18 protein-coding genes are annotated in these 23,543 nt (G+C 68.9%); 14 read left to right on the top strand and 4 right to left on the bottom strand.

Going from position 1 to position 23,543, the window contains the following annotated elements:
* The first annotated feature begins 4 nt into the window (after positions 1-4).
* From kdpA to M2157_RS12925, 6 genes are all read left to right on the top strand, one after another.
* Positions 5-1,669, top strand: coding sequence for a potassium-transporting ATPase subunit KdpA (kdpA, locus tag M2157_RS12950; RefSeq protein ID WP_280865321.1), 1,665 nt, complete (start codon positions 5-7; stop codon positions 1,667-1,669).
* Positions 1,666-3,798, top strand: a complete 2,133-nt coding sequence (gene kdpB, locus M2157_RS12945; protein WP_280861966.1) for a potassium-transporting ATPase subunit KdpB — start codon at positions 1,666-1,668, stop codon at positions 3,796-3,798. The genes kdpA and kdpB overlap by 4 nt, the downstream gene beginning before the upstream one ends.
* A gap of 5 nt (positions 3,799-3,803) precedes the next feature.
* Complete coding sequence (locus M2157_RS12940) at positions 3,804-4,472, top strand: potassium-transporting ATPase subunit C (protein WP_280865320.1); 669 nt, start codon at positions 3,804-3,806, stop codon at positions 4,470-4,472.
* A gap of 131 nt (positions 4,473-4,603) precedes the next feature.
* Entirely contained in the window at positions 4,604-5,287 is a 684-nt protein-coding gene (locus M2157_RS12935; RefSeq protein ID WP_280861964.1) for a response regulator transcription factor, read from the top strand.
* 2 nt (positions 5,288-5,289) lie between these two features.
* Entirely contained in the window at positions 5,290-7,836 is a 2,547-nt protein-coding gene (locus tag M2157_RS12930) for a sensor histidine kinase KdpD (RefSeq protein ID WP_280865319.1), read from the top strand.
* A gap of 241 nt (positions 7,837-8,077) precedes the next feature.
* Positions 8,078-8,554 (top strand): integrase, encoded by a 477-nt coding sequence (locus M2157_RS12925; protein ID WP_348541789.1) that lies wholly within the window; start codon positions 8,078-8,080, stop codon positions 8,552-8,554.
* A 130-nt stretch (positions 8,555-8,684) separates the two neighbouring features.
* Here the strand turns inward: M2157_RS12925 and M2157_RS12920 are convergent, their stop codons facing one another.
* Both M2157_RS12920 and M2157_RS12915 read right to left on the bottom strand, forming a co-directional pair.
* Positions 8,685-10,214: a UDP-N-acetylglucosamine 1-carboxyvinyltransferase gene (locus M2157_RS12920; protein ID WP_280861961.1), complete on the bottom strand. Its 1,530-nt coding sequence runs from the start codon at positions 10,212-10,214 to the stop codon at positions 8,685-8,687.
* A gap of 83 nt (positions 10,215-10,297) precedes the next feature.
* Complete coding sequence (locus M2157_RS12915) at positions 10,298-10,498, bottom strand: DUF4236 domain-containing protein (protein WP_057611210.1); 201 nt, start codon at positions 10,496-10,498, stop codon at positions 10,298-10,300.
* Positions 10,499-10,811: 313 nt separating this feature from the next.
* On the opposite strand from M2157_RS12915, the gene acnA reads away from it, so the two are divergent.
* The 6 genes from acnA (at position 10,812) to M2157_RS12885 (ending at position 18,598) form a co-directional block, all read left to right on the top strand.
* Complete coding sequence (gene acnA / locus M2157_RS12910) at positions 10,812-13,529, top strand: aconitate hydratase AcnA (RefSeq protein WP_280865317.1); 2,718 nt, start codon at positions 10,812-10,814, stop codon at positions 13,527-13,529.
* Positions 13,530-13,666: 137 nt separating this feature from the next.
* The gene (locus M2157_RS12905; protein ID WP_280861960.1) at positions 13,667-14,392 is read left to right on the top strand and encodes a response regulator transcription factor; all 726 of its coding nucleotides are present in this window, start codon (positions 13,667-13,669) and stop codon (positions 14,390-14,392) included.
* Positions 14,389-15,891 (top strand): ATP-binding protein, encoded by a 1,503-nt coding sequence (locus tag M2157_RS12900; protein WP_280865316.1) that lies wholly within the window; start codon positions 14,389-14,391, stop codon positions 15,889-15,891. Before M2157_RS12905 ends, M2157_RS12900 begins: the two co-directional genes overlap by 4 nt.
* Positions 15,892-16,012: 121 nt before the next feature.
* Positions 16,013-16,582: a hypothetical protein gene (locus M2157_RS12895; RefSeq protein ID WP_280865314.1), complete on the top strand. Its 570-nt coding sequence runs from the start codon at positions 16,013-16,015 to the stop codon at positions 16,580-16,582.
* A 169-nt stretch (positions 16,583-16,751) separates the two neighbouring features.
* Complete coding sequence (locus M2157_RS12890) at positions 16,752-17,333, top strand: HD domain-containing protein (RefSeq protein ID WP_280865313.1); 582 nt, start codon at positions 16,752-16,754, stop codon at positions 17,331-17,333.
* 200 nt (positions 17,334-17,533) lie between these two features.
* Positions 17,534-18,598, top strand: coding sequence for a lytic polysaccharide monooxygenase (locus tag M2157_RS12885; protein WP_280861956.1), 1,065 nt, complete (start codon positions 17,534-17,536; stop codon positions 18,596-18,598).
* A 125-nt stretch (positions 18,599-18,723) separates the two neighbouring features.
* On the opposite strand, the gene M2157_RS12880 is transcribed toward M2157_RS12885, so the two are convergent.
* Entirely contained in the window at positions 18,724-19,932 is a 1,209-nt protein-coding gene (locus M2157_RS12880; RefSeq protein ID WP_280864096.1) for an IS110 family transposase, read from the bottom strand.
* A 478-nt stretch (positions 19,933-20,410) separates the two neighbouring features.
* The gene (locus M2157_RS12875; protein WP_280865312.1) at positions 20,411-21,424 is read right to left on the bottom strand and encodes an acetylxylan esterase; all 1,014 of its coding nucleotides are present in this window, start codon (positions 21,422-21,424) and stop codon (positions 20,411-20,413) included.
* A 203-nt stretch (positions 21,425-21,627) separates the two neighbouring features.
* Between M2157_RS12875 and M2157_RS12870 the strand changes: the two genes are divergently transcribed.
* A complete protein-coding gene (locus tag M2157_RS12870) occupies positions 21,628-22,608 on the top strand; it encodes an ABC transporter permease subunit (RefSeq protein WP_280861955.1) in 981 nt (326 codons plus the stop codon).
* The gene (locus M2157_RS12865; protein WP_280865311.1) at positions 22,602-23,474 is read left to right on the top strand and encodes a carbohydrate ABC transporter permease; all 873 of its coding nucleotides are present in this window, start codon (positions 22,602-22,604) and stop codon (positions 23,472-23,474) included. Before M2157_RS12870 ends, M2157_RS12865 begins: the two co-directional genes overlap by 7 nt.
* Positions 23,475-23,543 lie beyond the last annotated feature (69 nt).

Here is a 23,543-nt window from a genome sequence, read left to right as displayed (position 1 = left end):
CAGCATGGGTCCCGTACTCGCCGGCGTGCTCCAGCTGCTCGCGCTCATAGCGGCGCTGGCTCTCGCCTACGTCCCCCTCGGCAACTACATGGCCAAGGTCTACTCCTCCGACAAGCACTGGCGCGTCGAGAAGTGGATCTACAAGGGCATCGGTGCCAATCCGAACACCGAGATGCGCTGGCCGGCCTACCTGCGCGGCGTCCTCGCCTTCTCGGCCGTGAGCGTCGTCTTCCTCTACCTGCTCCAGCGGCTCCAGGGCCACCTGCCCGGCTCGCTCGGCTTCAAGTCGATCGACCCGGACCAGGCGTTCAACACCGCCGTCTCCTTCGTCACGAACACCAACTGGCAGTCGTATTACGGCGAGCAGGCCATGGGCCACGTCGTGCAGACGGCCGGCCTCGCCGTGCAGAACTTCGTGTCGGCCGCGGTCGGTATCGCCGTCGCGGTGGCGCTGGTGCGCGGATTCGCCCGCTCCCGCACCGGTGAGCTGGGCAACTTCTGGTCGGACCTGGTGCGCGGTGTGACCCGCATCCTGCTGCCGCTCTCCGTCGTCGCCGCGATCGTCCTGGTCGCCTGCGGTGCCATCCAGAACTTCTCCGGCATCCACGAGGTCGGCCAGTTCATGGGCGGCAACCAGCAGTGGAACGGCGGCGCGGTCGCCTCGCAGGAGGCCATCAAGGAGGTCGGCACCAACGGCGGCGGCTACTTCAACGCCAACTCCGCCCACCCCTTCGAGAACCCCACCCCCTTCACCAACCTCTTCGAGATCTTCCTGCTGCTGGTCATCCCGTTCGCGCTGACCCGCACCTTCGGCATCATGGTCGGCTCCATCAGGCAGGGTTACGCGATCCTCGCCACCATGGCCACCATCTGGGTCGGCTTCATCGCGCTGATGATGTGGACCGAGTTCGCGCACCACGGCCCGGCACTGCAGATCGCGGGCGGGGCGATGGAGGGCAAGGAGACCCGCTTCGGGGTCGGTGCCTCGTCGATCTTCGCGGTCTCGACCACGCTCACATCGACCGGCGCGGTGGACTCGTTCCACTCGTCGTTCACCGGTCTGGGCGGCGGGATCACCATGCTGGGCATGCAGTTGGGCGAGATCGCGCCCGGCGGTACCGGTTCGGGTCTCTACGGCATGCTGGTCATGGCGATCATCGCGGTGTTCATCGCCGGGCTGATGGTCGGCCGCACGCCCGAGTACCTGGGCAAGAAGATCGGCACCCGCGAGATCAAGTTCGCGGCCTGCTACATCCTCATCACCCCGGCGCTGGTGCTCATCTTCACCGCCGCCGCGGTGGCCCTGCCCACCCCGGGCCACTCGATGACCAACAGCGGCGCGCACGGATTCTCCGAGATCCTGTACGCCTACACGTCCGCCGCCAACAACAACGGTTCGGCCTTCGCCGGTCTGAACGCCGACACCCAGTGGTTCAACACCACCCTGGGGCTGGCCATGGTGCTGGGCCGTTTCCTGCCGATGGTGTTCGTGCTGGCGCTGGCGGGCTCGCTCGCCGAGCAGAAGCCGGTGCCCGCCACCGCAGGCACCCTGCGCACCGAGAAGCCGCTGTTCACCGGCCTGCTGGTGGGCGCGATCCTGATCATCACCGGTCTGACCTACTTCCCGGCCCTCGCGCTGGGGCCGCTGGCCGAGGGGCTGGCGTCATGACCACCGACGTAACGAACCAAGAGGACGCGATGTCCACAGCCACTCCGGCCCGGGCGCCGCACAGCGATGTACCCACCGGGCACAAGTCCCCCGAGGGCCGTGTCGGCGCGGGCCTCTTCGATCCCAAGCAGCTGCTGAAGTCGCTGCCGGACGCCTGCCGCAAGCTCGACCCCCGGGTGATGGTCAAGTCGCCCGTGATGTTCGTGGTGTGGATCGGCTCGGTACTGACCACCGTCTTCTCCTTCAAGGACCCGGGTGACTGGTTCGGCTGGACCATCAGCGCCTGGCTGTGGCTCACCGTCATCTTCGCCAACCTGGCGGAGGCGGTCGCCGAGGGCCGCGGCAAAGCGCAGGCCGACACCCTGCGCAAGGCCAAGACCGACACCGTGGCCCGGCGGCTCGTGGGGGAGTCCGAGGAGCAGGTGCCCGGCACCGAGCTGCGGATCGGTGACCTGGTCGTCTGCGAGGCGGGCGACGTCATCCCCGGCGACGGTGACGTCGTCGAGGGTGTGGCCTCCGTGGACGAGTCGGCGATCACCGGTGAATCGGCGCCCGTCATCCGGGAGTCCGGCGGCGACCGGTCCGCGGTGACCGGTGGCACGAAGGTGCTGTCCGACCGGATCGTCATCAAGATCACGACGAAGCCGGGCGAGACCTTCATCGACCGGATGATCAACCTCGTCGAGGGCGCGGCCCGGCAGAAGACGCCGAACGAGATCGCGCTGAACATCCTGCTCGCCTCGCTGACCATCGTCTTCCTGCTGGCGGTGGCGACCCTGCCGCCGTTCGCGGACTACGCGGGCACCCACCTCACGATGGTCGTGCTGGTGGCCCTGCTGGTCTGCCTCATCCCGACCACCATCGGCGCGCTGCTCTCCGCGATCGGCATCGCAGGCATGGACCGGCTGGTGCAGCGCAACGTGCTGGCCATGTCCGGGCGTGCGGTCGAGGCCGCGGGTGACGTGTCGACGCTGCTGCTCGACAAGACCGGCACCATCACGCTCGGCAACCGTCAGGCGTCCGAGTTCGTTCCGGTGAGCGGGACGACGGAGGCCGGACTGGCCGACGCCGCTCAGCTGTCGTCGCTGGCCGACGAGACGCCCGAGGGCCGCTCCGTCGTCGTACTGGCGAAGGAGAAGTACGGGCTGCGCGAGCGCCACCAGGGCGAGTTGACCGGCGCCGAGTGGATCGCGTTCACCGCGCAGACCCGGATGTCGGGTGTGGACGTCGACGGTCGGAAGATCCGCAAGGGCGCGGCCGGTTCGGTCGTCGCCTGGGTCCGGGAGCAGGGCGGTGAGGTGTCCGAGGACGCCGGCGCACTCACCGACCGGATCTCCGAGGCGGGTGGCACTCCGCTGCTCGTCGCGGTCGAGGACACCGACGGCGCCCGGGTGTTGGGCGTCATCCACCTCAAGGACGTCGTCAAGGAGGGCATGCGGGAGCGGTTCGACGAGCTGCGGCGCATGGGCATCAAGACCGTCATGATCACGGGTGACAACCCGCTGACGGCCAAGGCGATCGCCGAGGAGGCCGGTGTCGACGACTTCCTCGCGGAGGCCACTCCCGAGGACAAGATGGCGCTCATCAAGCGGGAGCAGGCGGGCGGCAAGCTGGTCGCGATGACCGGCGACGGCACCAACGACGCGCCCGCGCTCGCACAGGCGGACGTGGGCGTGGCGATGAACACGGGCACGTCGGCCGCGAAGGAGGCCGGCAACATGGTCGACCTCGACTCGAACCCGACCAAGTTGATCGAGATCGTCGAGATCGGCAAGCAACTCCTCATCACCCGGGGCGCGTTGACGACGTTCTCCATCGCCAACGACGTGGCGAAGTACTTCGCGATCATCCCGGCGCTGTTCGCGGCGGTCTACCCGGGGCTGGACAAGCTCAACATCATGAACCTGTCCTCGCCGGACTCAGCGATCCTGTCCGCGGTCATCTTCAACGCGCTGATCATCATCGCGCTGGTCCCGCTGTCGCTGAGGGGTGTGCAGTACCGGCCCGTCAGCGCGGACAAGATGCTCCGCCGCAACCTCACGATCTACGGCATCGGCGGCCTGGTCGCCCCCTTCGTCGGTATCAAGCTCATCGACCTGCTCATCTCCCTCATTCCCGGGATCGGCTGACCGCCATGAACAACTCGATCACGAACACGGCCCGGTTGCTCTGGGCGGGCCTGCGCGCTCTCCTCGTGCTGACCCTGGTGACCGGCGTCATCTACCCGCTGGTGGTGACCGGTATCGCCCAGGGGCTGTTCCGCGACCAGGCCAATGGCTCCGAGATCAAGGCGGACGGCAAGGTCGTCGGCTCGTCCCTGATCGGGCAGTCGTACAACCTGCCGCTGACGAAGGGCCAGGAGACCCCGGAGCCGGACCTGAAGTGGTTCCAGGGGCGTCCGCAGAACGGTCTCGGCAGCAACAGCGTCAACACCCAGTACAAGCTGATCCTCTCCGGCGCCACCAACCGGTCCGCCGACAACAAGGACCTGATCGACTGGGTGACCGCCGCCAAGAAGGCCGTCATCGAGGACAACTCGGTGAACGGCTACACGGTCAAGCCCTCCGAAGTGCCCGCCGACGCGGTGACCTCCTCCGGCTCCGGCCTGGACCCGGACATCTCCCCGCAGTACGCGGACCTCCAGGTCCACCGGATCGCAGCGAAGAACGGGCTGTCCGTGGCGCAGGTGGAGAAGCTGGTCGACGACCACACCGAGAGCCGCACCCTCGGCTTCATCGGCGAGCCCCGGGTGAACGTCCTCGAACTCAACATCGCGCTCAAGGAACTCGCGGCGAAGAGCTGATGGCGTTACGCGATCCACAGGGGAGTTGGCGGGTCCGGGGAGAACCGGGTTCCGCCAACTCCCGCCGCCATGAGGTCGGTTGTACGGCCTCCGGCACTCATGGCCCGATACGACAGGAAAGGCGTACGCCCATGACACGGGTGCTGGTGGTGGAGGACGACCCGCAACTCGTACGTGCCCTCGTCATCAATCTCCAGGCACGCCAGTACGGGGTCGACGCGGCCCCCGACGGCACCACCGCACTCCGGCTCGCAGCCGCCCGTCAGCCCGACGTGGTCCTCCTCGACCTCGGGCTGCCCGACATGGACGGCGTCGACGTCATCAAGGGGCTGCGGGCCTGGACCAGGGTGCCGATCCTCGTCCTGTCCGCGCGGCAGGCGTCCGATGAGAAGGTCGCCGCGCTGGACGCCGGCGCCGACGACTACGTCACCAAGCCTTTCAGCATGAACGAACTGCTCGCCCGGCTGCGGGCCGCTGTCCGCCGCACCGAGGAGGTGCCGCTCGCGCCGGGGGCGACCCTGGTCGAGACAGCTGACTTCACCATTGACCTGCTCGCCAAGAAGGCCGTACGGGGCGGTCACGACGTGCGGCTCACGCCCACCGAATGGCACCTGCTGGAGATCCTGGTCACCAGCCCGGGGCGGCTGATCACTCAGAAGCACCTGCTCCAGGAGGTCTGGGGCGTCTCCCAGAGCAACAAGACCAACTACCTCCGCGTCTACATGGCCCAACTGCGGCGCAAACTGGAGACAGACCCCGCCCACCCCCGCTATCTCATCACCGAGCCCGGCATGGGCTACCGCTTCGAAGGATGAACATGGCACGCGGCAAGCTCCGGATCTACCTCGGCGCGGCCCCCGGCGTCGGCAAGACCTACGCCATGCTGTCCGAGGCGCACCGCCGCGTGGAGCGGGGCACCGACTGCGTGGTCGCCTTCGTCGAGCACCACCACCGGCCGCGCACCGAGGTGATGCTGCACGGCCTGGAGCAGATTTCGCGCAGGGAACTGGCCTACCGGGACAGCACCTTCACGGAGATGGACGTGGACGCGGTCCTCGCGCGCCGCCCCGATGTGGCGCTGGTGGACGAACTCGCCCACACCAACATCCCCGGCTCGCGCAACGAGAAGCGCTGGCAGGATGTGGAGGAACTGCTGGCGGCGGGGATCGACGTCGTCTCCACGGTGAACATCCAGCACCTGGAGTCGCTCGGTGACGTCGTGGAATCGATCACGGGCGTACGGCAGCGGGAGACCGTGCCGGACGAGGTCGTACGCCGGGCCGACCAGATCGAGCTGGTCGACATGTCCCCCCAGGCGCTGCGCCGCCGTATGGCCCACGGCAACATCTACAAGCCCGACAAGGTCGACGCGGCCCTGTCCAACTACTTCAGGCCCGGAAACCTCACCGCCCTGCGGGAGCTGGCGCTGCTGTGGGTGGCCGACCGGGTCGACGCCTATCTGACCGAGTACCGCAGCGAGCACCGGGTCTCCACGATCTGGGGCTCGCGCGAGCGGATCGTGGTCGGGCTCACCGGCGGCCCCGAGGGCCGGACGCTCATACGCCGCGCGGCCCGGCTGGCGGAGAAGGGCGCGGGCGGCGAGGTCCTCGCCGTCTACATATCCCGCAGCGACGGCCTGACCGCCGCGTCCCCGAAGGAACTGGCCGTCCAGCGCACCCTCGTCGAGGACCTCGGCGGCACCTTCCACCACGTCGTCGGCGACGACATACCGGTGGCGCTCCTCGATTTCTCGCGCGGGGTCAACGCCACCCAGATCGTGCTGGGGGTCTCCCGACGCAAGGGCTGGCAGTACGTCTTCGGTCCGGGCGTCGGTGCCACGGTCGCCCGCGACTCCGGGCCCGACCTCGACGTCCACCTCATCACCCACGACGAGGTCGGCAAGGGGCGGGGACTCCCGGTCGCCCGGAGCGCCCGCCTCGGCCGGTCCCGCCTGATCTGGGGCTGGCTCGCCGGCCTGGGTGGCCCCGTCCTGCTGACCTGGCTGCTGAGCAGTGCCTTCCCGGACGTCGGGCTCGCCAACGACATGCTGCTGTTCCTGGCCATGACGGTGGCGGCGGCCCTGCTGGGCGGGCTCTTCCCCGCCCTGGCCTCGGCGGCGGCCGGTTCCCTCCTGCTGAACTGGTACTTCACCCCACCCGTCCACACCCTGACCATCGCCGACCCGAAGAACATCGTCGCCATCGCGATCTTCGTCGGGGTCGCCGTGTCCGTCGCCTCGGTCGTGGACCTGGCCGCCCGCCGCACCCACCAGGCCGCCCGTCTGCGCGCCGAGTCGGAGATCCTCTCCTTCCTGGCCGGCAACGTCCTGCGCGGTGAGACCACGCTGGAGGCGCTCCTCGAACGCGTCCGCGAGACCTTCGGCATGGAGTCGGTGGCACTGCTGGAGCGCGAGAGCGACGTCGCACCGTGGACCTGCGCAGGGAGCGTGGGCCCGCAGCCCTGCGTCGTCCCCGACGACGCGGACGTCGACGTACCGGTCGGCGACCACATGGCACTGGCCCTGACGGGACGCGTGCTGCCGGCCGAGGACCGCCGCGTCCTCGCGGCCTTCGCCGCCCAGGCCGTCGTCGTCCTGGACCGCCGGAGGTTGCAGGAGGAGGCGGACCGGGCCCGGACGCTGGCCGAGGGCAACCGCATCCGCACCGCGCTGCTGGCCGCAGTGAGCCATGACCTGCGGACCCCGCTCGCCGGGATCAAGGCGGCGGTGACGTCCCTGCGCTCGGACGACGTCGAGTGGTCGGAGCAGGACCAGGCGGACCTGCTGGAGGCCATCGAGGAGGGCGCCGACCGCCTCGACCACCTCGTCGGCAACCTCCTCGACATGTCCCGCCTGCAGACCGGCACCGTCACCCCGCTCATCCGCGAGACGGATCTCGATGAGGTGATCCCGATGGCGCTCGGCGGCGTCCCCGAGGACAGTGTCGACATGGACGTGCCGGAGACCCTGCCGATGGTCGAGGTCGACCGGGGCCTCCTGGAGCGGGCCGTGGCCAACGTGGTCGAGAACGCCGTCAAGTACAGCCCTGCGGACACACGGGTGCTGGTGAAGGCGAGCGCCATAGCCGACCGGGTCGAGGTCCGGGTCGTGGACCGCGGCCCGGGCGTCCCCGACGAGGCCAAAGACCGCATCTTCGAACCCTTCCAGCGCTACGGCGACTCCCCGCGCGGCAACGGCGTCGGCCTCGGACTCGCCGTCGCCCGCGGCTTCACGGAGGCCATCGGCGGCACCCTGCACGCCGAGGACACACCGGGCGGCGGCCTCACCATGGTGCTGACCCTGCCCATGGCGGCGAGCCACCCGCCACCGCCGGAACCGGACCTCTCTACTGCTGCGATCGCGTAGGACTGTCGAGTGACAAGCGCTGATGCAGAACGCCGCCGGGGCGGCGTACCCCGACGTGGTGTCGGGGCACCGCCGTCGCGGTGGGCGAGCAGGGCATCGGCGGCGTCCTCCATGCGGCGGGCTCGGCCTGTCCGCGGAGGACATCGACTACGACGAGGAGGTCGTCCACGTTCGACGCCAGGTCAAGATGGTACGGACGAAGCTGTGCTTCGCGCTTCCCAAGGGGCGCAAAGTCCGAGACGTGCCTCTGCCCTCAAGCGTGGCCGAGGCCGTACGGCAGCACATGAAGGTCTTCGAACCCGTCCCGGTCACCATGCCCTGGGACGACCCGCGCCCGGCCGAGACGCCGGTCGAGGCCAAGCACCGGCGGCCGAGGACGTACAACCTCCTCGTAACAGGGCGTGAGCGCATGGCGATCAACCGGAACTACTTCAACTCCTACGTCTGGAAGCCCGCGCTGGCCGACGCCGACGTCATCGCCACGCTGGAGGAGAGCGCCCTGGACGGAGCCCGCGTCTGGGAGCCCTCCCGAGAGCACGGTTACCATGCCCTGCGCCACTTCTACGCCTCCGAGCAGCTGGAGGCCGGCGAGTCGGTCGTCTCCCTGGCCCGGTGGCTCGGTCACTCAGACCCCGGCTTCACGCTCCGGAAGTACGCGCACTTCCTGCCCCGCGCGGGCGCGCGCGGCAGCGTGGCCATCGACGCGGTCTTCGCGTAGCCCGCAGCCCCGAGAGACCAGCGACAGCCCGCTCGCGGCCCAAAGTCCCAGAGAAGTCCCAGAGATGCCGCCGCACCCTCCCCAGAGCCGCATTCACGCAGGTCAGGTAGTATGCGGCGGCATCGGCGTTTCAGATGTCCCGGAAGATCTCGATCTGCGCTCCCACCGAGTTGAGCCGCTCGGCCAGGTCCTCGTAACCGCGGTTGATGACATAGACGTTGCGCAGCACGGACGTGCCGTCGGCCGCCATCATCGCCAGCAGGACGACCACGGCGGGGCGCAGGGCCGGCGGGCACATCATCTCGGCGGCACGCCAGCGGGTCGGGCCCTCCACCAGCACCCGGTGCGGGTCGAGGAGTTGGAGGCGCCCGCCCAGCCGGTTCAGATCCGTCAGGTAGATCGCCCGGTTGTCGTAGACCCAGTCGTGGATGAGGGTCTGACCCTGCGCGACCGCCGCGATGGCCGCGAAGAACGGGACGTTGTCGATGTTCAGCCCGGGGAACGGCATCGGGTGGATCTTGTCGATCGGCGCCTCCAGCTTGGAGGGCCGGACCGTGAGGTCGACCAGCCGGGTACGGCCGTTGTCCGCGAAGTACTCCGGCGTACGGTCGTGGTCGAGCCCCATCTCCTCCAGGACCGCGAGTTCGATCTCCAGGAACTCGATGGGCACCCGGCGCACGGTCAGCTCCGACTCCGTCACCACGGCCGCGGCCAGCAGGCTCATCGCCTCGACCGGGTCCTCGGAGGGGGAGTAGTCGACGTCCACGTCGATGTGCGGCACGCCGTGCACAGTGAGGGTGGTGGTGCCGATGCCCTCGACCCGCACTCCCAGGGCCTCCAGGAAGAAGCACAGGTCCTGGACCATGTAGTTGGAGGAGGCGTTGCGGATGACGGTGACGCCGTCGTGGCGGGCGGCCGCGAGCAGCGCGTTCTCCGTCACGGTGTCGCCGCGCTCGGTCAGCACGATCGGACGGCCGGGGCGGACCGACCGGTCCACGCGCGCGTGGTACTGGCCCTCGGTCGCCGCGACGTCCAGACCGAACCGGCGCAGCGCGATCATGTGCGGCTCGATGGTCCGGGTGCCGAGGTCGCAGCCGCCGGCGTAGGGCAGCTTGAAGCCGTCCATGCGGTGCAGCAGCGGACCGAGGAACATGATGATCGAGCGGGTGCGGACGGCGGCCTCGGCGTCGATGGCGTCCATGTCCAGCTCGGCCGGCGGCACGAGTTCGAGGTCGACTCCCTCGTTGATCCAGCGGGTGCGGACCCCGATGGAGCTCAGCACCTCCAGGAGGCGGTAGACCTCCTCGATGCGGGCGACCCTGCGCAGCACCGTGCGCCCCTTGTTGAGGAGCGAGGCGCACAGCAGGGCCACACACGCGTTCTTGCTCGTCTTGACGTCGATCGCGCCGGACAGCCGGCGACCGCCGACCACGCGCAGATGCATGGGACCCGCGTAGCCCAGAGAGACGATTTCGCTGTCCAGTGCTTCACCGATACGGGCGATCATCTCAAGGCTGATGTTCTGGTTGCCGCGCTCGATGCGATTGACGGCGCTCTGACTGGTGCCGAGCGCCTCGGCCAGCTGCGACTGTGTCCAGCCCCGGTGCTGCCGGGCGTCACGGATGAGCTTGCCGATGCGTACGAGGTAGTCGTCTGCCATGAGCTCGAGGCTATCTCAGATATGAGATGGCGCATTCCGGGAGGTCCATTCGGGTGACGGGCCTCCGCGGAGCTGAGGGAGCCTCAGTGGCGCTTGGCGGTACGGGTGCGACGCCAGCCGAAAGGTCCGGGCAGATCCATCGATGTCGTACGACGTCCCGTGCTGCTGTGCGTGTGCCGCGGGCCGTGCTTGCCGCCGCCGGTGGTGATGGACCAGGAGTGCCGGTTGATGTTCAGCCGCACGCCGGGCAGGATCCGGAAGCTCTTGCGGAACGTGAGGCCCATGCGGGTCTCCCCTCGGGTCGGTCTGGTGCTGCCAACTCCCTCCGTATACCCCGACTTGGCGAACTGATGACCGCGACCGCGTCGACCCGGGGCCATGGCGGCGGACATCACAAGGAAGCCGGGCATGACCATCCGGGCCTCATGTACTAGAGTTATCTCGACATCGAGATATCTGCCGAGGCGTACCGCAGTCGCACGCTTTCGCTGGGTCTGGCAGTAAGGCATACCTAACTTAGCCTTACCTTAGCGGATCGGCCAAGACGGCGTGGCGGCAGGATGCGGTGGTAAGCGCACAAAAATGAAGGAGACTGTCGTGTCGGCGAACAGCTTCGACGCCCGCGCCACGCTGAGCGTGGGCGACGAGTCGTACGAGATCTTCCGGCTGGACAAGGTGGAGGGCTCGGCCCGCCTGCCGTACAGCCTCAAGGTTCTCCTGGAGAACCTGCTCCGTACCGAGGACGGCGCGAACATCACCGCCGACCACATCCGCGCTCTCGGCGGCTGGGACTCCCAGGCCCAGCCGTCGCAGGAGATCCAGTTCACGCCGGCCCGCGTGATCATGCAGGACTTCACCGGCGTGCCCTGTGTCGTCGACCTCGCCACCATGCGTGAGGCCGTCAAGGAGCTCGGCGGCGACCCGGCGAAGGTCAACCCGCTCTCCCCGGCCGAGCTGGTCATCGACCACTCCGTCATCGCCGACAAGTTCGGCACCAACGAGGCCTTCGCGCAGAACGTCGAGCTGGAGTACGGCCGCAACCGCGAGCGCTACCAGTTCCTGCGCTGGGGCCAGACCGCCTTCGACGACTTCAAGGTCGTCCCGCCCGGCACCGGCATCGTCCACCAGGTGAACATCGAGCACCTGGCGCGCACGGTCATGGTCCGCAACGGCCAGGCCTACCCCGACACCCTCGTCGGCACCGACTCGCACACCACGATGGTCAACGGTCTCGGTGTGCTGGGCTGGGGCGTCGGCGGTATCGAGGCCGAGGCCGCGATGCTCGGCCAGCCGGTCTCGATGCTCATCCCGCGCGTCGTCGGCTTCAAGCTGACCGGTGAGCTCAAGCCCGGCACCACCGCCACCGACCTGGTGCTCACGATCACCGAGATGCTGCGCAAGCACGGCGTCGTCGGCAAGTTCGTCGAGTTCTACGGCGAGGGCGTGTCCGCCACCTCGCTCGCGAACCGCGCCACCATCGGCAACATGTCGCCGGAGTTCGGCTCCACCGCCGCGATCTTCCCGATCGACGACGAGACCATCAAGTACCTGAAGCTCACCGGCCGCCCGGAGCAGCAGCTCGCGCTCGTCGAGGCGTACGCCAAGGAGCAGGGTCTCTGGCTGGACCCGAAGGCCGAGCCGGACTTCTCCGAGAAGCTGGAGCTCGACCTCTCCACGGTCGTCCCCTCCATCGCCGGCCCGAAGCGCCCGCAGGACCGCATCGTCCTCGCGAACGCCGCCGAGCAGTTCAAGGTCGACGTCCGCAACTACGTCGACAGCGTGGACGAGGCCGGCCAGGAGTCCTTCCCGGCCTCCGACGCCCCGGCCGTCGCCCCGAACGGCGCCCCGTCCAACCCGGTCACCGTGACCGCCCCCGACGGCTCGACGTACGAGGTCGACCACGGCGCGGTGACGGTCGCGGCCATCACCTCCTGCACCAACACCTCCAACCCGTACGTCATGGTCGCCGCCGCGCTCGTCGCGAAGAAGGCCGTGGAGAAGGGCCTGACCCGCAAGCCGTGGGTCAAGACCACCCTCGCCCCGGGTTCCAAGGTCGTCACCGACTACTTCGACAAGGCGGGGCTCACCCCCTACCTCGACAAGGTCGGCTTCAACCTCGTCGGCTACGGCTGCACCACCTGCATCGGCAACTCCGGCCCGCTGCCGGAGGAGGTCTCCAAGGCCGTCAACGACCACGACCTCGCGGTCACCTCGGTCCTCTCCGGCAACCGGAACTTCGAGGGCCGTATCAACCCCGACGTCAAGATGAACTACCTGGCGTCCCCGCCGCTGGTGGTCGCGTACGCCCTCGCCGGCTCCATGAAGGTGGACATCACCAAGGACGCCCTGGGCATCGACCAGGACGGCAACCCGGTCTACCTCAAGGACATCTGGCCCTCCGAGGCCGAGGTCAACGACGTCGTGGCGAACGCCATCGGCGAGGACATGTTCAACAAGTCCTACTCCGACGTCTTCGCGGGCGACGCCCAGTGGCAGGCGCTGCCGATCCCGACCGGCAACACCTTCGAGTGGGACGCGGAGTCGACGTACGTCCGCAAGCCCCCGTACTTCGAGGGCATGACGATGGAGACCACCCCGGTCTCCGACATCACCGGCGCCCGCGTGCTCGCCAAGCTGGGCGACTCGGTGACGACGGACCACATCTCGCCCGCCGGTGCCATCAAGGCCGACACCCCGGCCGGCAAGTACCTCACCGAGCACGGTGTGGAGCGTCGTGACTTCAACTCCTACGGCTCGCGCCGAGGCAACCACGAGGTCATGATCCGCGGCACGTTCGCCAACATCCGCCTGCGCAACCAGATCGCGCCGGGGACGGAAGGCGGTTACACCCGCGACTTCACGAAGGACGACGCCCCCGTCTCCTTCATCTACGACGCCTCGCGCAACTACATCGAGCAGGGCACCCCGCTGGCCATCCTGGCCGGCAAGGAGTACGGCTCCGGCTCGTCCCGCGACTGGGCTGCCAAGGGCACCGCGCTCCTCGGCGTCAAGGCCGTCATCGCCGAGTCGTACGAGCGCATCCACCGCTCGAACCTCATCGGCATGGGCGTCCTGCCGCTGCAGTTCCCGGAGGGCGCCAGCGCCGAGTCCCTCGGCCTGACCGGCGAGGAGACCTTCTCCTTCACCGGTGTCGAGGAGCTCAACAACGGCACCACGCCGCGCACGGTCAAGGTCACCACCGACACGGGCGTGGAGTTCGACGCGGTCGTCCGCATCGACACCCCCGGTGAGGCCGACTACTACCGCAACGGCGGCATCATGCAGTACGTGCTGCGCAGCCTGATCCGCAAGTAAGTCCTTTCGGGCGCCTGAGGGCCGCACTCCCGGTGACGGGGGTGCGGCCCTTCGCTTCGCCGTACCCCGCCGCAGGACATCACCCACCCTCAGGTGGAACACAGGATTCCCTCAGCCCACCGGGACACGATCGGTACATGACTGGCACCGCCGGGTCCCGAACCGGCCGCGTAAGAGTGCTCATCGTCGACGACGAGCCCGCACTCAACGAAGTGCTGTCCGTCGCCGTCACCGAGGCGGGCTGGCGTCCCTATCCGGCGCTCGACGGGCGCAGCGCACTGAGTACGGCGCGCGGCTGCGCACCACACGCCGTCGTGCTCGACGGGATGCTGCCCGACCTGGACGGCCTCCAGGTGCTGCGCCGGCTGCGCCAGGAGAACCCGAAGCTGCCCGTCCTGATGCTCACCGCCCGCGACGCCCTCGAACACCGCCTCGACGGCCTGGAAGCAGGCGCCGACGACTACGTCACCAAGCCCTTCTCCCTGGAGGAGGTCGTGCTGCGGCTGCGCGGACTGCTGCGCCGGGCCGCGGCCCGGGACGGCCGCACCGACGACTCGGTCCAGGTGCTCGGCGACCTCGTCATGACCGGGGACACGCGCGAAGTGCGCCGGGCGGGTGTGCCCGTCCAGCTCACCGCGAAGGAGTACGACCTGCTCAGCCTGCTGCTCGGCCATCCACGCCAGGTGCTCAGCAAGGCACAGATCCTCGACCACGTCTGGAGCAGCTCCTTCGACGGCGGCGGCAATCTCGTCGAGGTCTACATCTCCAGTCTGCGCAGGAAGATCGACAAGGGACGGGCACCGATGATCCACACCGTGCGCGGCCTCGGGTACGCCATCAGGGCCGCGGAGGACGGGAGATGAGCCGGCGACCGAACGCGAGGACGCGCACCCGGTCCCTCCGTACCCGCCTGCTGGTCTTCGTCAGTGCCACGCTGGTCGTCGTCTGTGTCGCGATGGGCCTGATCACCACGCTCTTCCAGCACGCCTATCTGATGGGCAACCTGGACGACCGCGTCCTCGACACCGCCGAGCGGGCCCTGGGAGGGGCTTCGTTGCACCCGGACATCGAGGACGACCTGACGTTTCTGAGGGAGACCGGGCAGCCCGCCGGAATGCTCGCCGCCCGGCTCGACGAGGACGGCGCCATCGTCTCCGCGGCCGTCGTCGTCCAGGACGCCACCCAGAACCTCGGCACCGACCAGCGCGCCGCCCTGGCCGGGATGCGGGCCGACGGCGCGATGCACACCCGGACCGTGCCCGGCCTCGGCACCTATCGGCTCACCGTCCTCGTGGACGGAGGCGTCCGGGTCCTCGCCGGCCTGCCCATGGACGACGTCCAGGACATGATCAGCGGCCTCGTGGTGATCGAGACGGGCGTCGCCGTGGCGGGGCTCGCCGCCGCCGGCTGTGTCTGCACGGTGGTCATACGACGGCAGCTGCGCCCCCTCGGCCGGGTCGCCGCCACCGCCGCCGAGGTCTCCCGCGCCCCGCTCGGACACGGCGAGGTCACCGGCCTGACCCGGGTGCCGGAACGGGACACCGACCCCGGCAGCGAGGCCGGCCAGGTGGGCGCGGCTCTCAACCATCTGCTCGACCACGTGGAGTCCTCCCTCGCCGAACGGCAGCGCAGCGAGGAGCGGATGCGGCGGTTCCTGGCCGACGCCAGCCACGAACTCCGTACACCGCTCGCCTCGATCGCCGGATACGCCGAGCTGATGAACCGCGGCACCGACCGGATCGAGCCGGTGCTGGCCTGGCGCCGGGTCTCGGCGGAGTCGGCGCGCATGACGGGTCTGGTGGAGGACCTGCTCCTGCTCGCCCGACTCGACGAGGGCCGCCCTCTTCAGTCCCGCGAGGTCGACCTGGCGGCGCTGGTCGCGGAGGCGGTGTGGGACGCGCGAGCCGCGGGCAGCGGCCACGAGTGGCAGCTCGAACTGCGCCTGGACGCCCCGGCGTTGGTCACCGGCGACGACGCCCGCCTGCACCAGGTGGTGGCCAACCTCCTGTCCAACGCGAGGATGCACACACCGGCGGGCACGAGGGTGGTGGCGTCGGTGGAGTCGACGGACGACCGCCGAGTGATCCGAGTCCACGACAACGGCCCGGGCATCCCGCCCGCGCTCCTCCCCACTGTCTTCGAACGCTTCACCCGAGCGGACACGTCCCGCTCCCGAGCCGACGCCAAGTCCGGCGGATCCGGGCTCGGCCTGGCCATCGCGGCCGCGATCACGAGCGCGCACGGCGGCCGCATCCAAGTGGGCAGCACCCCGGGCCGTACGGAGTTCACGATCGAACTTCCGGCGGTCCTGGAGGCCGGGGGTGAGGAGTGGACGGTCTCAGGGAAATGGGCTTCGGTGTAACCCGCCCGGGGCCGCCGGGCCGTATCGATATACGGCGCCGCCGTGCGGGCGAAACACCGTCGCGGAGCCTGCTCGCACACCTGGTGGAGCCAAGCCGGTGCCGGCGTCTTATGGTGCCGGGATGAGTAACTCTGCCGCGGCTGCTGTCCTGACGACGGCCGACCTGCCGGAAGCCATACGCGCGGTGCGCACCCTGTTGGGGCTCGCGGACATCCGCCGAGGAGAGGTCGACTTCGAAGGCGTGATCAGGTCGCCGGATGTCATGAAGCACGTACGTCACGTACTGCCCGATCTCGAATGGTGGGCGCTGGTCGGCGAAGAGCACGGATCGTCAAAGGCCGGTGACAACCCTGCAGACCATCTGCCGATCCGGGTGTTCGACTGGGGGCGCCCGCTGGACCGCGCGGAGCCCTTCATCACCGCTCTGGGGCCGGATCCCGCGGCAGTTCGGTGGGATCTGGACGCATGGCCCGCGGTTCCCGAAGCCGGGCTGGAAGCGATCTCGCAGAAGTGGGCCTACCTCACGCTGACGGTCAATTCCCGGGACCTCTACCAGGACGAACCGTCGCAGGACCACACCGTCCACGTTCACGCCCGGGACCGGAACGGCGACCAGATCGGCCGCGTCCACTGGCTCGCCGATCAAGTGGGCGGCCGGTTCACAGGGAGGGTGGAGTTGGCGCCGCTGTAAACCCTTCAGCAAACAGACAGGGCCGCCGTCGCCATCGGCTCTGCGGAATGATCGGCCGGAACCCCCTGCCGCCCTCACGCCTATCACCCTGATCGTCAACCACCCGCACAGACCAACCAAGTCAGCAGAGAGCCGGCTCCGACTCCCATCCCACTCCTACCCTTGCCCCGTGACCACCCCCGACCCCCTGCACCGAGCCCTCGACGCCCCCGGCCCCCGCCCCCTCCCCGACGAGGTGGTCCGTCTCCTGCGTGCCCTCGACGCCCCGCCCCGCCTGGCGGCCCACCTGAGGCTTGTGCACGACGTGGCGTACGAGCTCGTCGAGTGGCTGGAACAGCGGTACCCGGCGCTGCCACTCGACCGCGAGGCAGTGCTGTTCGGGGCCGCGACGCACGACGTGGGCAAGGCCGTGCACATCCGCGAGCTTTCCGGTTCCGGCTCCGCACACGAGGAGGCCGGACGCGAGCTTCTCCTGGCCCACGGCACAGCCCCCGAACTCGCCCGCTTCGCCGCCACCCACGCGAGCTGGACCCACCCGGACATCGGTCTCGAAGACCTGCTCGTCAGCGTCGCCGACAAGATCTGGAAGAACAAACGGGTGCCGGAGCTGGAGGACCTGGTGGTCAGGAGGCTGGCCGAGGTGAGCGGGCGGGCGGTCTGGGAGGAGTTCCTGGACCTCGACGACGCGCTGACGGCCGTAGGAGAAGGTGCTCAGGAGCGGCTGGCCTTCCAGGCGGCCCACCCCGTGTGACCCCCGCACGACCGTGATCGCGTGCAGATGAAAGACCGTCAGCTGTTTACAGTCGCCCCGGTTCGCGCTACCTTCCGCAACACGTGGGGTGGGAGCGCTCCCATGCGGACGGACCGGAACCCGCCCGCGTGCCGCCCCCACCCCACGGCAACCTCACACACCCGCAACGGCCCGTACCTCAAGGAACGGACTGGAATGTCATGATCCTGACAAAGTTATCGAGGGTGACCCGCCCCAGAGCCCTCTTCCTGGTCCTCGTCTCCCTGCTCGCCACCATCCCCGCCCTCAGCCTCGTCCTCACCGCAGGCGGCAAGGCCGAGGCCCACGGCACCCCGATGAAACCCGCCAGCCGCACCTTCCTGTGTTGGCAGGACGGCCTCACCGACACCGGTGAGATCAAGCCGATCAACCCGGCCTGCAAGAACGCGCAGGCGGTCAGCGGCACCACGCCGTTCTACAACTGGTTCTCCGTGCTCCGCTCGGACGGCGCCGGCCGCACCCGCGGCTTCGTGCCGGACGGCGAGCTGTGCAGCGGCGGCAACACCAACTTCACCGGCTTCAACGCCGCCCGCGACGACTGGCCGCTCACCCACCTCACCTCGGGCAAGACGGTCGACTTCTCCTACAACGCCTGGGCCGCGCACCCGGGTTGGTTCTACGTCTACGTCACCAAGGACGGCTTCGACCCGAAGAAGACCCTCACCTGGGACGACATGGAGGCCCAGCCGTTCCTCAGTGTCGACCACCCGCCGCTCAACGGCAGTCCGGGCACGGTCGAGGCCAACTACTCCTGGACCGGCCAGCTTCCGGCGAACAAGTCCGGCCGCCACATCATCTACATGGTCTGGCAGCGCTCGGACAGCGCGGAGACCTTCTACTCCTGCTCCGACGTCGTCTTCGACGGCGGCAACGGCGAGGTCACCGGCATCCACGAGCCGGGCAACCCCACCGAACCGGTGCCCGGCACCTGCACGGCCACCCGTAAGACCACGGGCAGTTGGAGCGGCGGCTACCAGTCCGAGGTGACCGTCACCAACTCCGGCGACGTCCCGATGCTGGGCTGGATGGTCGACTGGACCCTGCCGACCGGCCAGAAGGTCGACAGTCTCTGGAACGGCAACGCCACCTACACCGGCCAGGGCGTGATGGTCCACAACGCCAACTGGAACGGCTCGCTCAGTCCGGGGCAGAGTACGACGTTCGGTTACGTCGTCACCGGCTCCGGAGGCGACACGGCCACGACCCTTCCCTGCCGCGTCGGCTGAGCCGCCGTCAGAACGCGCTCGAACCCTCCGCTCAGGGCGGACCCGGTGGGGCTGTGCGCCACCGGGTCCGCGAGCCGTGCCGACGCAGGGGGGTGCCTCTATGTTCTTCGTCAATGCTGAGTGGGTCATGCGGGGGCGGTTTCGGGGGTGCGGGGCTCGTAGAAGGTGCCGTCGCGGAGCATGGCGAACAGCACGCTGATGCGGTGACGGGCCAGGCGGAGAAGGGCCTGCGTATGGGTCTTTCCGCGGGCCCGGCATTTGTCGTAGTAGGTGCGGGAGGCGGGATCGTGCAGGGCGGCGAAGGCGGAGAGGAACATGGCCCGTTTGAGCTGCCGGTTTCCGCTTCTGGGTGCATGTTCGCCGTGGATCGAGGTCCCGGAGGATCTGGTGGCCGGTGCCAGGCCGGCGTAGGAGGCGAGGTGGGCGGCGGTGGGGAAGCTGGTGCCGTCGCCGACGGTGACCAGCAGCACGGCAGCGGTCCTGACCGCGACCCCCGGCATCGAGGTCAGGACCTTCGAAAGAGGGTGATCCTCCAGGAGGGTTTTGATCTGGGCTTCCAGGGCCCGGCGTTGTTCGTGGACGGCGGCGAGGGAGCGGGCCAAGGACGGGATCACGGTGTCGAGGGTGCCGGTGCCGGGGACGACGACGGTCTGTTCGCCGAGTGCGTCGAAGACCTCGTCGATCAGGCGCTGGGCCATGCGCGGGGCCTTGGGCCGGATCACCTCAACGAGCTTGCGGCGACCGGCCTTTCGCAGTGCGGCCGGGGATCCGTAGCGTTCCAGCAGCCAGGTCACGGCGCTGTGGTCCAGGCGGGGCCCGAGTACGCGTTCCAAGCTGGGGTGGAACTGGGTGAGCAGGCCGCGTATTCGGTTGGAGGTGCGGGTGGCCTCGGCCGCCAGGTCCTGGTCGAAGCCCACCAGGACCGTGAGTTCGGCGGTGATCTCATCGGTCAGTTCCAGCGAGCGCAGGGTGTGCGGCATGGTGCGGGCGGCGTCCGCGATCACTGCGGCGTCCTTCGCGTCGGTCTTCGCCTCGCCCGGGTAGAGATCGGCGATCCGCCGCATCGACAGGCCGGGCAGGTAGGCGACCTTGCAGCCGGCGTCCCGGGCGACCGTCAGGGGCAGGGCGCCGATCGAGGCGGGCTGGTCCACGATGACCAGGACGGTGCCGAACTTCGCGGCCAGCTTGTCGAACACGGCCCGCAACTTGGGCTCGCTGTTGGGCAGCTGTTTGTCGAAGACCTTCTTGCCGGCCGGGGTCAGCCCGTGCCCGTGGTGAGCGGTCTTGCCGACGTCCAGGCCGAGGAAGACGCCCACGTCGTCGATGTCGTCCAACCCATCCTCCCGAGCAGGGTTCGTGTGGTGCTGGCCAGGGCTTCGGTGTCGTATGCGCGCATCCACGTTATGCAGACCTGCCGCCCGCAAGCAGCCGGGCATTGCGCCAGGCCGGGCGGTAGTCGGACCTCTCATCAGCGTCTCCAACGGCACCCCGCGGACCCGGTGACACCACCCCCCAGGTCATCCCTGCGACAGGGGGGAACAGTCATGCCGGGCCCGGAGGCCAGCGGTCCCATTGCGGAACCGCGAAGAACATAACGGGGGTGATGGCCGACGCGGATGGTGCATGGCTGGTGACGACCCGACGTACGACAACGTTGTCGAGCGGTCTGTGTATGACTCTACCGCGTCAACAGACAACGATGTCAACTCAGTTGGGCAATCGGCTGGACCACGGAGAACGGCGCCTACGTCGCGCCGGAAGGGCAGAGCGTCGCCGGCGTGAAGCTGGCCGACAGCACGGACCCGCACGTCTTCATCCTCGCTGTGAGCTGACCGGGCCAGGCTCCAACACCTCGCGCAGCCAGTCGAGTTGGCGCCGCACCTGCACCGCGTCGCCTCCCTCGTGGCCGTTGTACGGATAGGCGTGGATCTCCTTGCGGGGGTCCGCGCCGGTCAGCTCGCCGTAGCGGTTGAAGGCCGCGTACGCCCCGCTCGGCGGGCACACCGTGTCGCGCAGGCCGATCCCGAAGTGGGCCGGGGCGGCAGCGCGCCGCGCGAAGGAGATGCCCTCCATGTACGCGAGGGTGCGGTACGCGGCCTCCTGCGCACCCCGGTGCACGGAGAGGTACGCGCCGATCTCGCCGTACGGACTCGCGTCGGTCAGATCCAGAGCCCGTCGGATGCCGCACAGGAAAGGCGCGGTGACCAGGACCGCCGCCAGGTCCGGCACCAGTCCCGCGACGGCCAGCGCCAGCCCGCCGCCCTGGCTGTTGCCGACGGCCGCGACGCGGGAGGCGTCCACCCCGGGAAGGGCGCGCACGGCGGCCACCGCGCGCACCGCGTCCGTGATCAGCCGCCGGTAGTGGTAGTCGCGGGGGTCGAGCAGGCCGCGTGCCGCCGGTCCCGGGCCGCCCGGTGCCGAGGCGTGCGGGTCGGGGGTGGCTCCGCCGTTGCCGTACTGGTCGCCCTGTCCGCGGTTGTCCATCAGCAGATGCGCGTACCCGGCGTTCACCCAGGTCAGCCGCTCGTGCGGCAGGCCGCGCCCGCGGCCGTAACCGGCGTACTCGACGACCGCGGGCAGGGGCTCGCCCACCCCGGCCGGTCTGCTGTACCAGGCGCGCACCGGATCGCCGGCGAAGCCCCGGAAGGTGACGTCCCAGGTCTGCGTCAGCCGCAGCCCGCTCTCCACCGGGCGCACCGACCCCAACACGTCCCTCTGCGCTGCCTCTTTGAGGGTGTCACGCCAGAACCCGTCGAAATCCGGGGGCTCCTGGACATCGGGACGGTAGCGCTCCAGCTCCCTCGTCGGCAGGTCGAACGCAGTCACAGGACACCTCGCATGAGTCGGTCCAACTAGTGAAACTTGCGGACGGCGCCGGGTCTTGGCCCCTCTGTCCTACCCCACACGTACCCCAGGTATCTCACGTCTGACCCATTGACAGCGCTTTCTTCGTGCCTCTAAGTTGCCGCGCAGTTACCGGTAAGCGCTCGAAAGTTTCGGTTCCGTGCCTCCGTCTGAGAGGACCGAGCATGAGCACATCCGTCAAGTCGGCCTCTCCACCACCCGGCATCGAGGACCCGCCCGCCGCAGTCGCCCGTCCGGCGCCGCGCAGCGGATGGCGCCGGGCCCTGCGCCGCGACTGGCAGCTGTACTCGCTGGCGGTCCTGCCGCTGCTGTTCTTCCTGGTCTTCCGCTATCTGCCGATGATCGGCAACGTGATCGCGTTCCGGCGCTTCGAGCCCGGCGGCTCGATGTTCGGTGAGGACTGGGTGGGGCTGCGCTATGTGCGCATGTTCCTCAGCGACCCGACCTTCTGGCAGGTGTTCCGCAACACCCTGTGGCTCGGCGGGCTCACGCTCGTGTTCTGCTTCCCGATCCCGCTCGTCCTCGCCCTGCTGCTGAACGAGGTGCGCCGACGCTCCCTGAAGCGGTTCGTGCAGTCGGTGTCGTACCTCCCGCACTTCCTGTCGATCGTGATCGTGGCGGGCCTCACCCTGCAGATGCTCGCCACGGACGGCCCGGTCAACCACGCCCTCGGCTGGCTCGGCCACGACGAGATCCGCTTCATCCAGGAACCCGGCTGGTTCCGCACGATCTACGTCGGCTCGGAGATCTGGCAGACCGCGGGCTGGGGCACGATCCTCTACCTCGCCGCACTCACCACCATCGACGAGGACCTGTACGAGGCCGCGCGCATCGACGGCGCCAACCGCTGGCGGCAGATCTGGCACGTCACCCTGCCCGGCATCCGCCCCACCATGATCACGCTGCTGATCCTCAACGTCGGCACGTTCATGGCGGTCGGCTTCGAGAAGGTCCTGCTCCTGTACAACCCGCTGACCTACCCGACCGCCGACGTGATCTCGACGTATGTGTACCGGGCGGGCGTGGAGTCCAACAGCTTCAGCTACGCCGCCGCCATCGGGCTGTTCGAGGCGGTCATCGGCCTGGTCCTGATCACCACCGCCAACACGCTCTCGCGCCGCACAGTGGGGACCAGCCTGTGGTGAAGCCGAGCCGTTCCCACCGGGTCTTCCAGGGCGTCAACGGGGTGATCCTCACCCTCGTCGTGGTGGTGACCCTCTATCCCTTCGTCAACATCGTCGCCCGGTCCTTCAGCGGGGAGCGGCAGATCCGGGCCGGTGAAGTGACCCTGTGGCCCAAGGGGTTCAACCTCACCACGTACCGGATCGTGTTCCAGGACTCGATGTTCTGGCGGAACTACGGCAACACCGTGTTCTACACCGTCGTGTCGACCGTCGTGGCCATGGTCCTGACGACCTGTTACGCCTACGTCCTGTCGAAGAAGAACCTCAGGGGGCGCGGGCTGCTCGTCGGCATCGCCGTGTTCACGATGTTCTTCACCGGCGGGCTGATCCCCAACTACATCCTGGTCACCGAGCTCGGACTGAAGAACAGCGTCTGGGCGATCGCGCTGCCCAACGCGATCAGCGTCTTCAACCTGCTGGTGATGAAGGCCTTCTTCGAGAGCCTGCCGACCGAGCTGGAGGAGGCCGCACAGATCGACGGCCTGAGCACCTACGGCATCCTGCTCAGGATCGTGCTGCCGCTGTCCAAGGCGGTGGTGGCGACCATGGTGCTCTTCTACACGGTGTCCTTCTGGAACTCCTGGTTCAGCGCGTTCCTCTACATGGACCACTCCGACCTGATGCCGGTCACCGTCTATCTGCGCAATCTCATCGCGGGCGCCACCGGCGGCGGCAACGCGGGCGCCGGCACCGCGGACCTCAGCCAGGTCGGCGCGAGCATCCAGGCCGTCACGATCGTGCTCACCGCGCTGCCGATCATCTGCGCGTACCCGTTCGTCCAGCGCTTCTTCGTCTCGGGCGTGATGCTCGGCGCGGTCAAGGGCTGACGGCGTGCCGGCCCACCGGCGCGGCGCCGGAGTGTCCTGCGACGGCGCAGGCAGCCCGGTCGGCACCAA

This window comes from Streptomyces sp. SAI-127, from assembly GCF_029894425.1.
In the GTDB taxonomy this organism is placed as follows: Bacteria; Actinomycetota; Actinomycetes; order Streptomycetales; family Streptomycetaceae; genus Streptomyces.
This window is presented reverse-complemented; position numbering and strand designations above follow the sequence as displayed.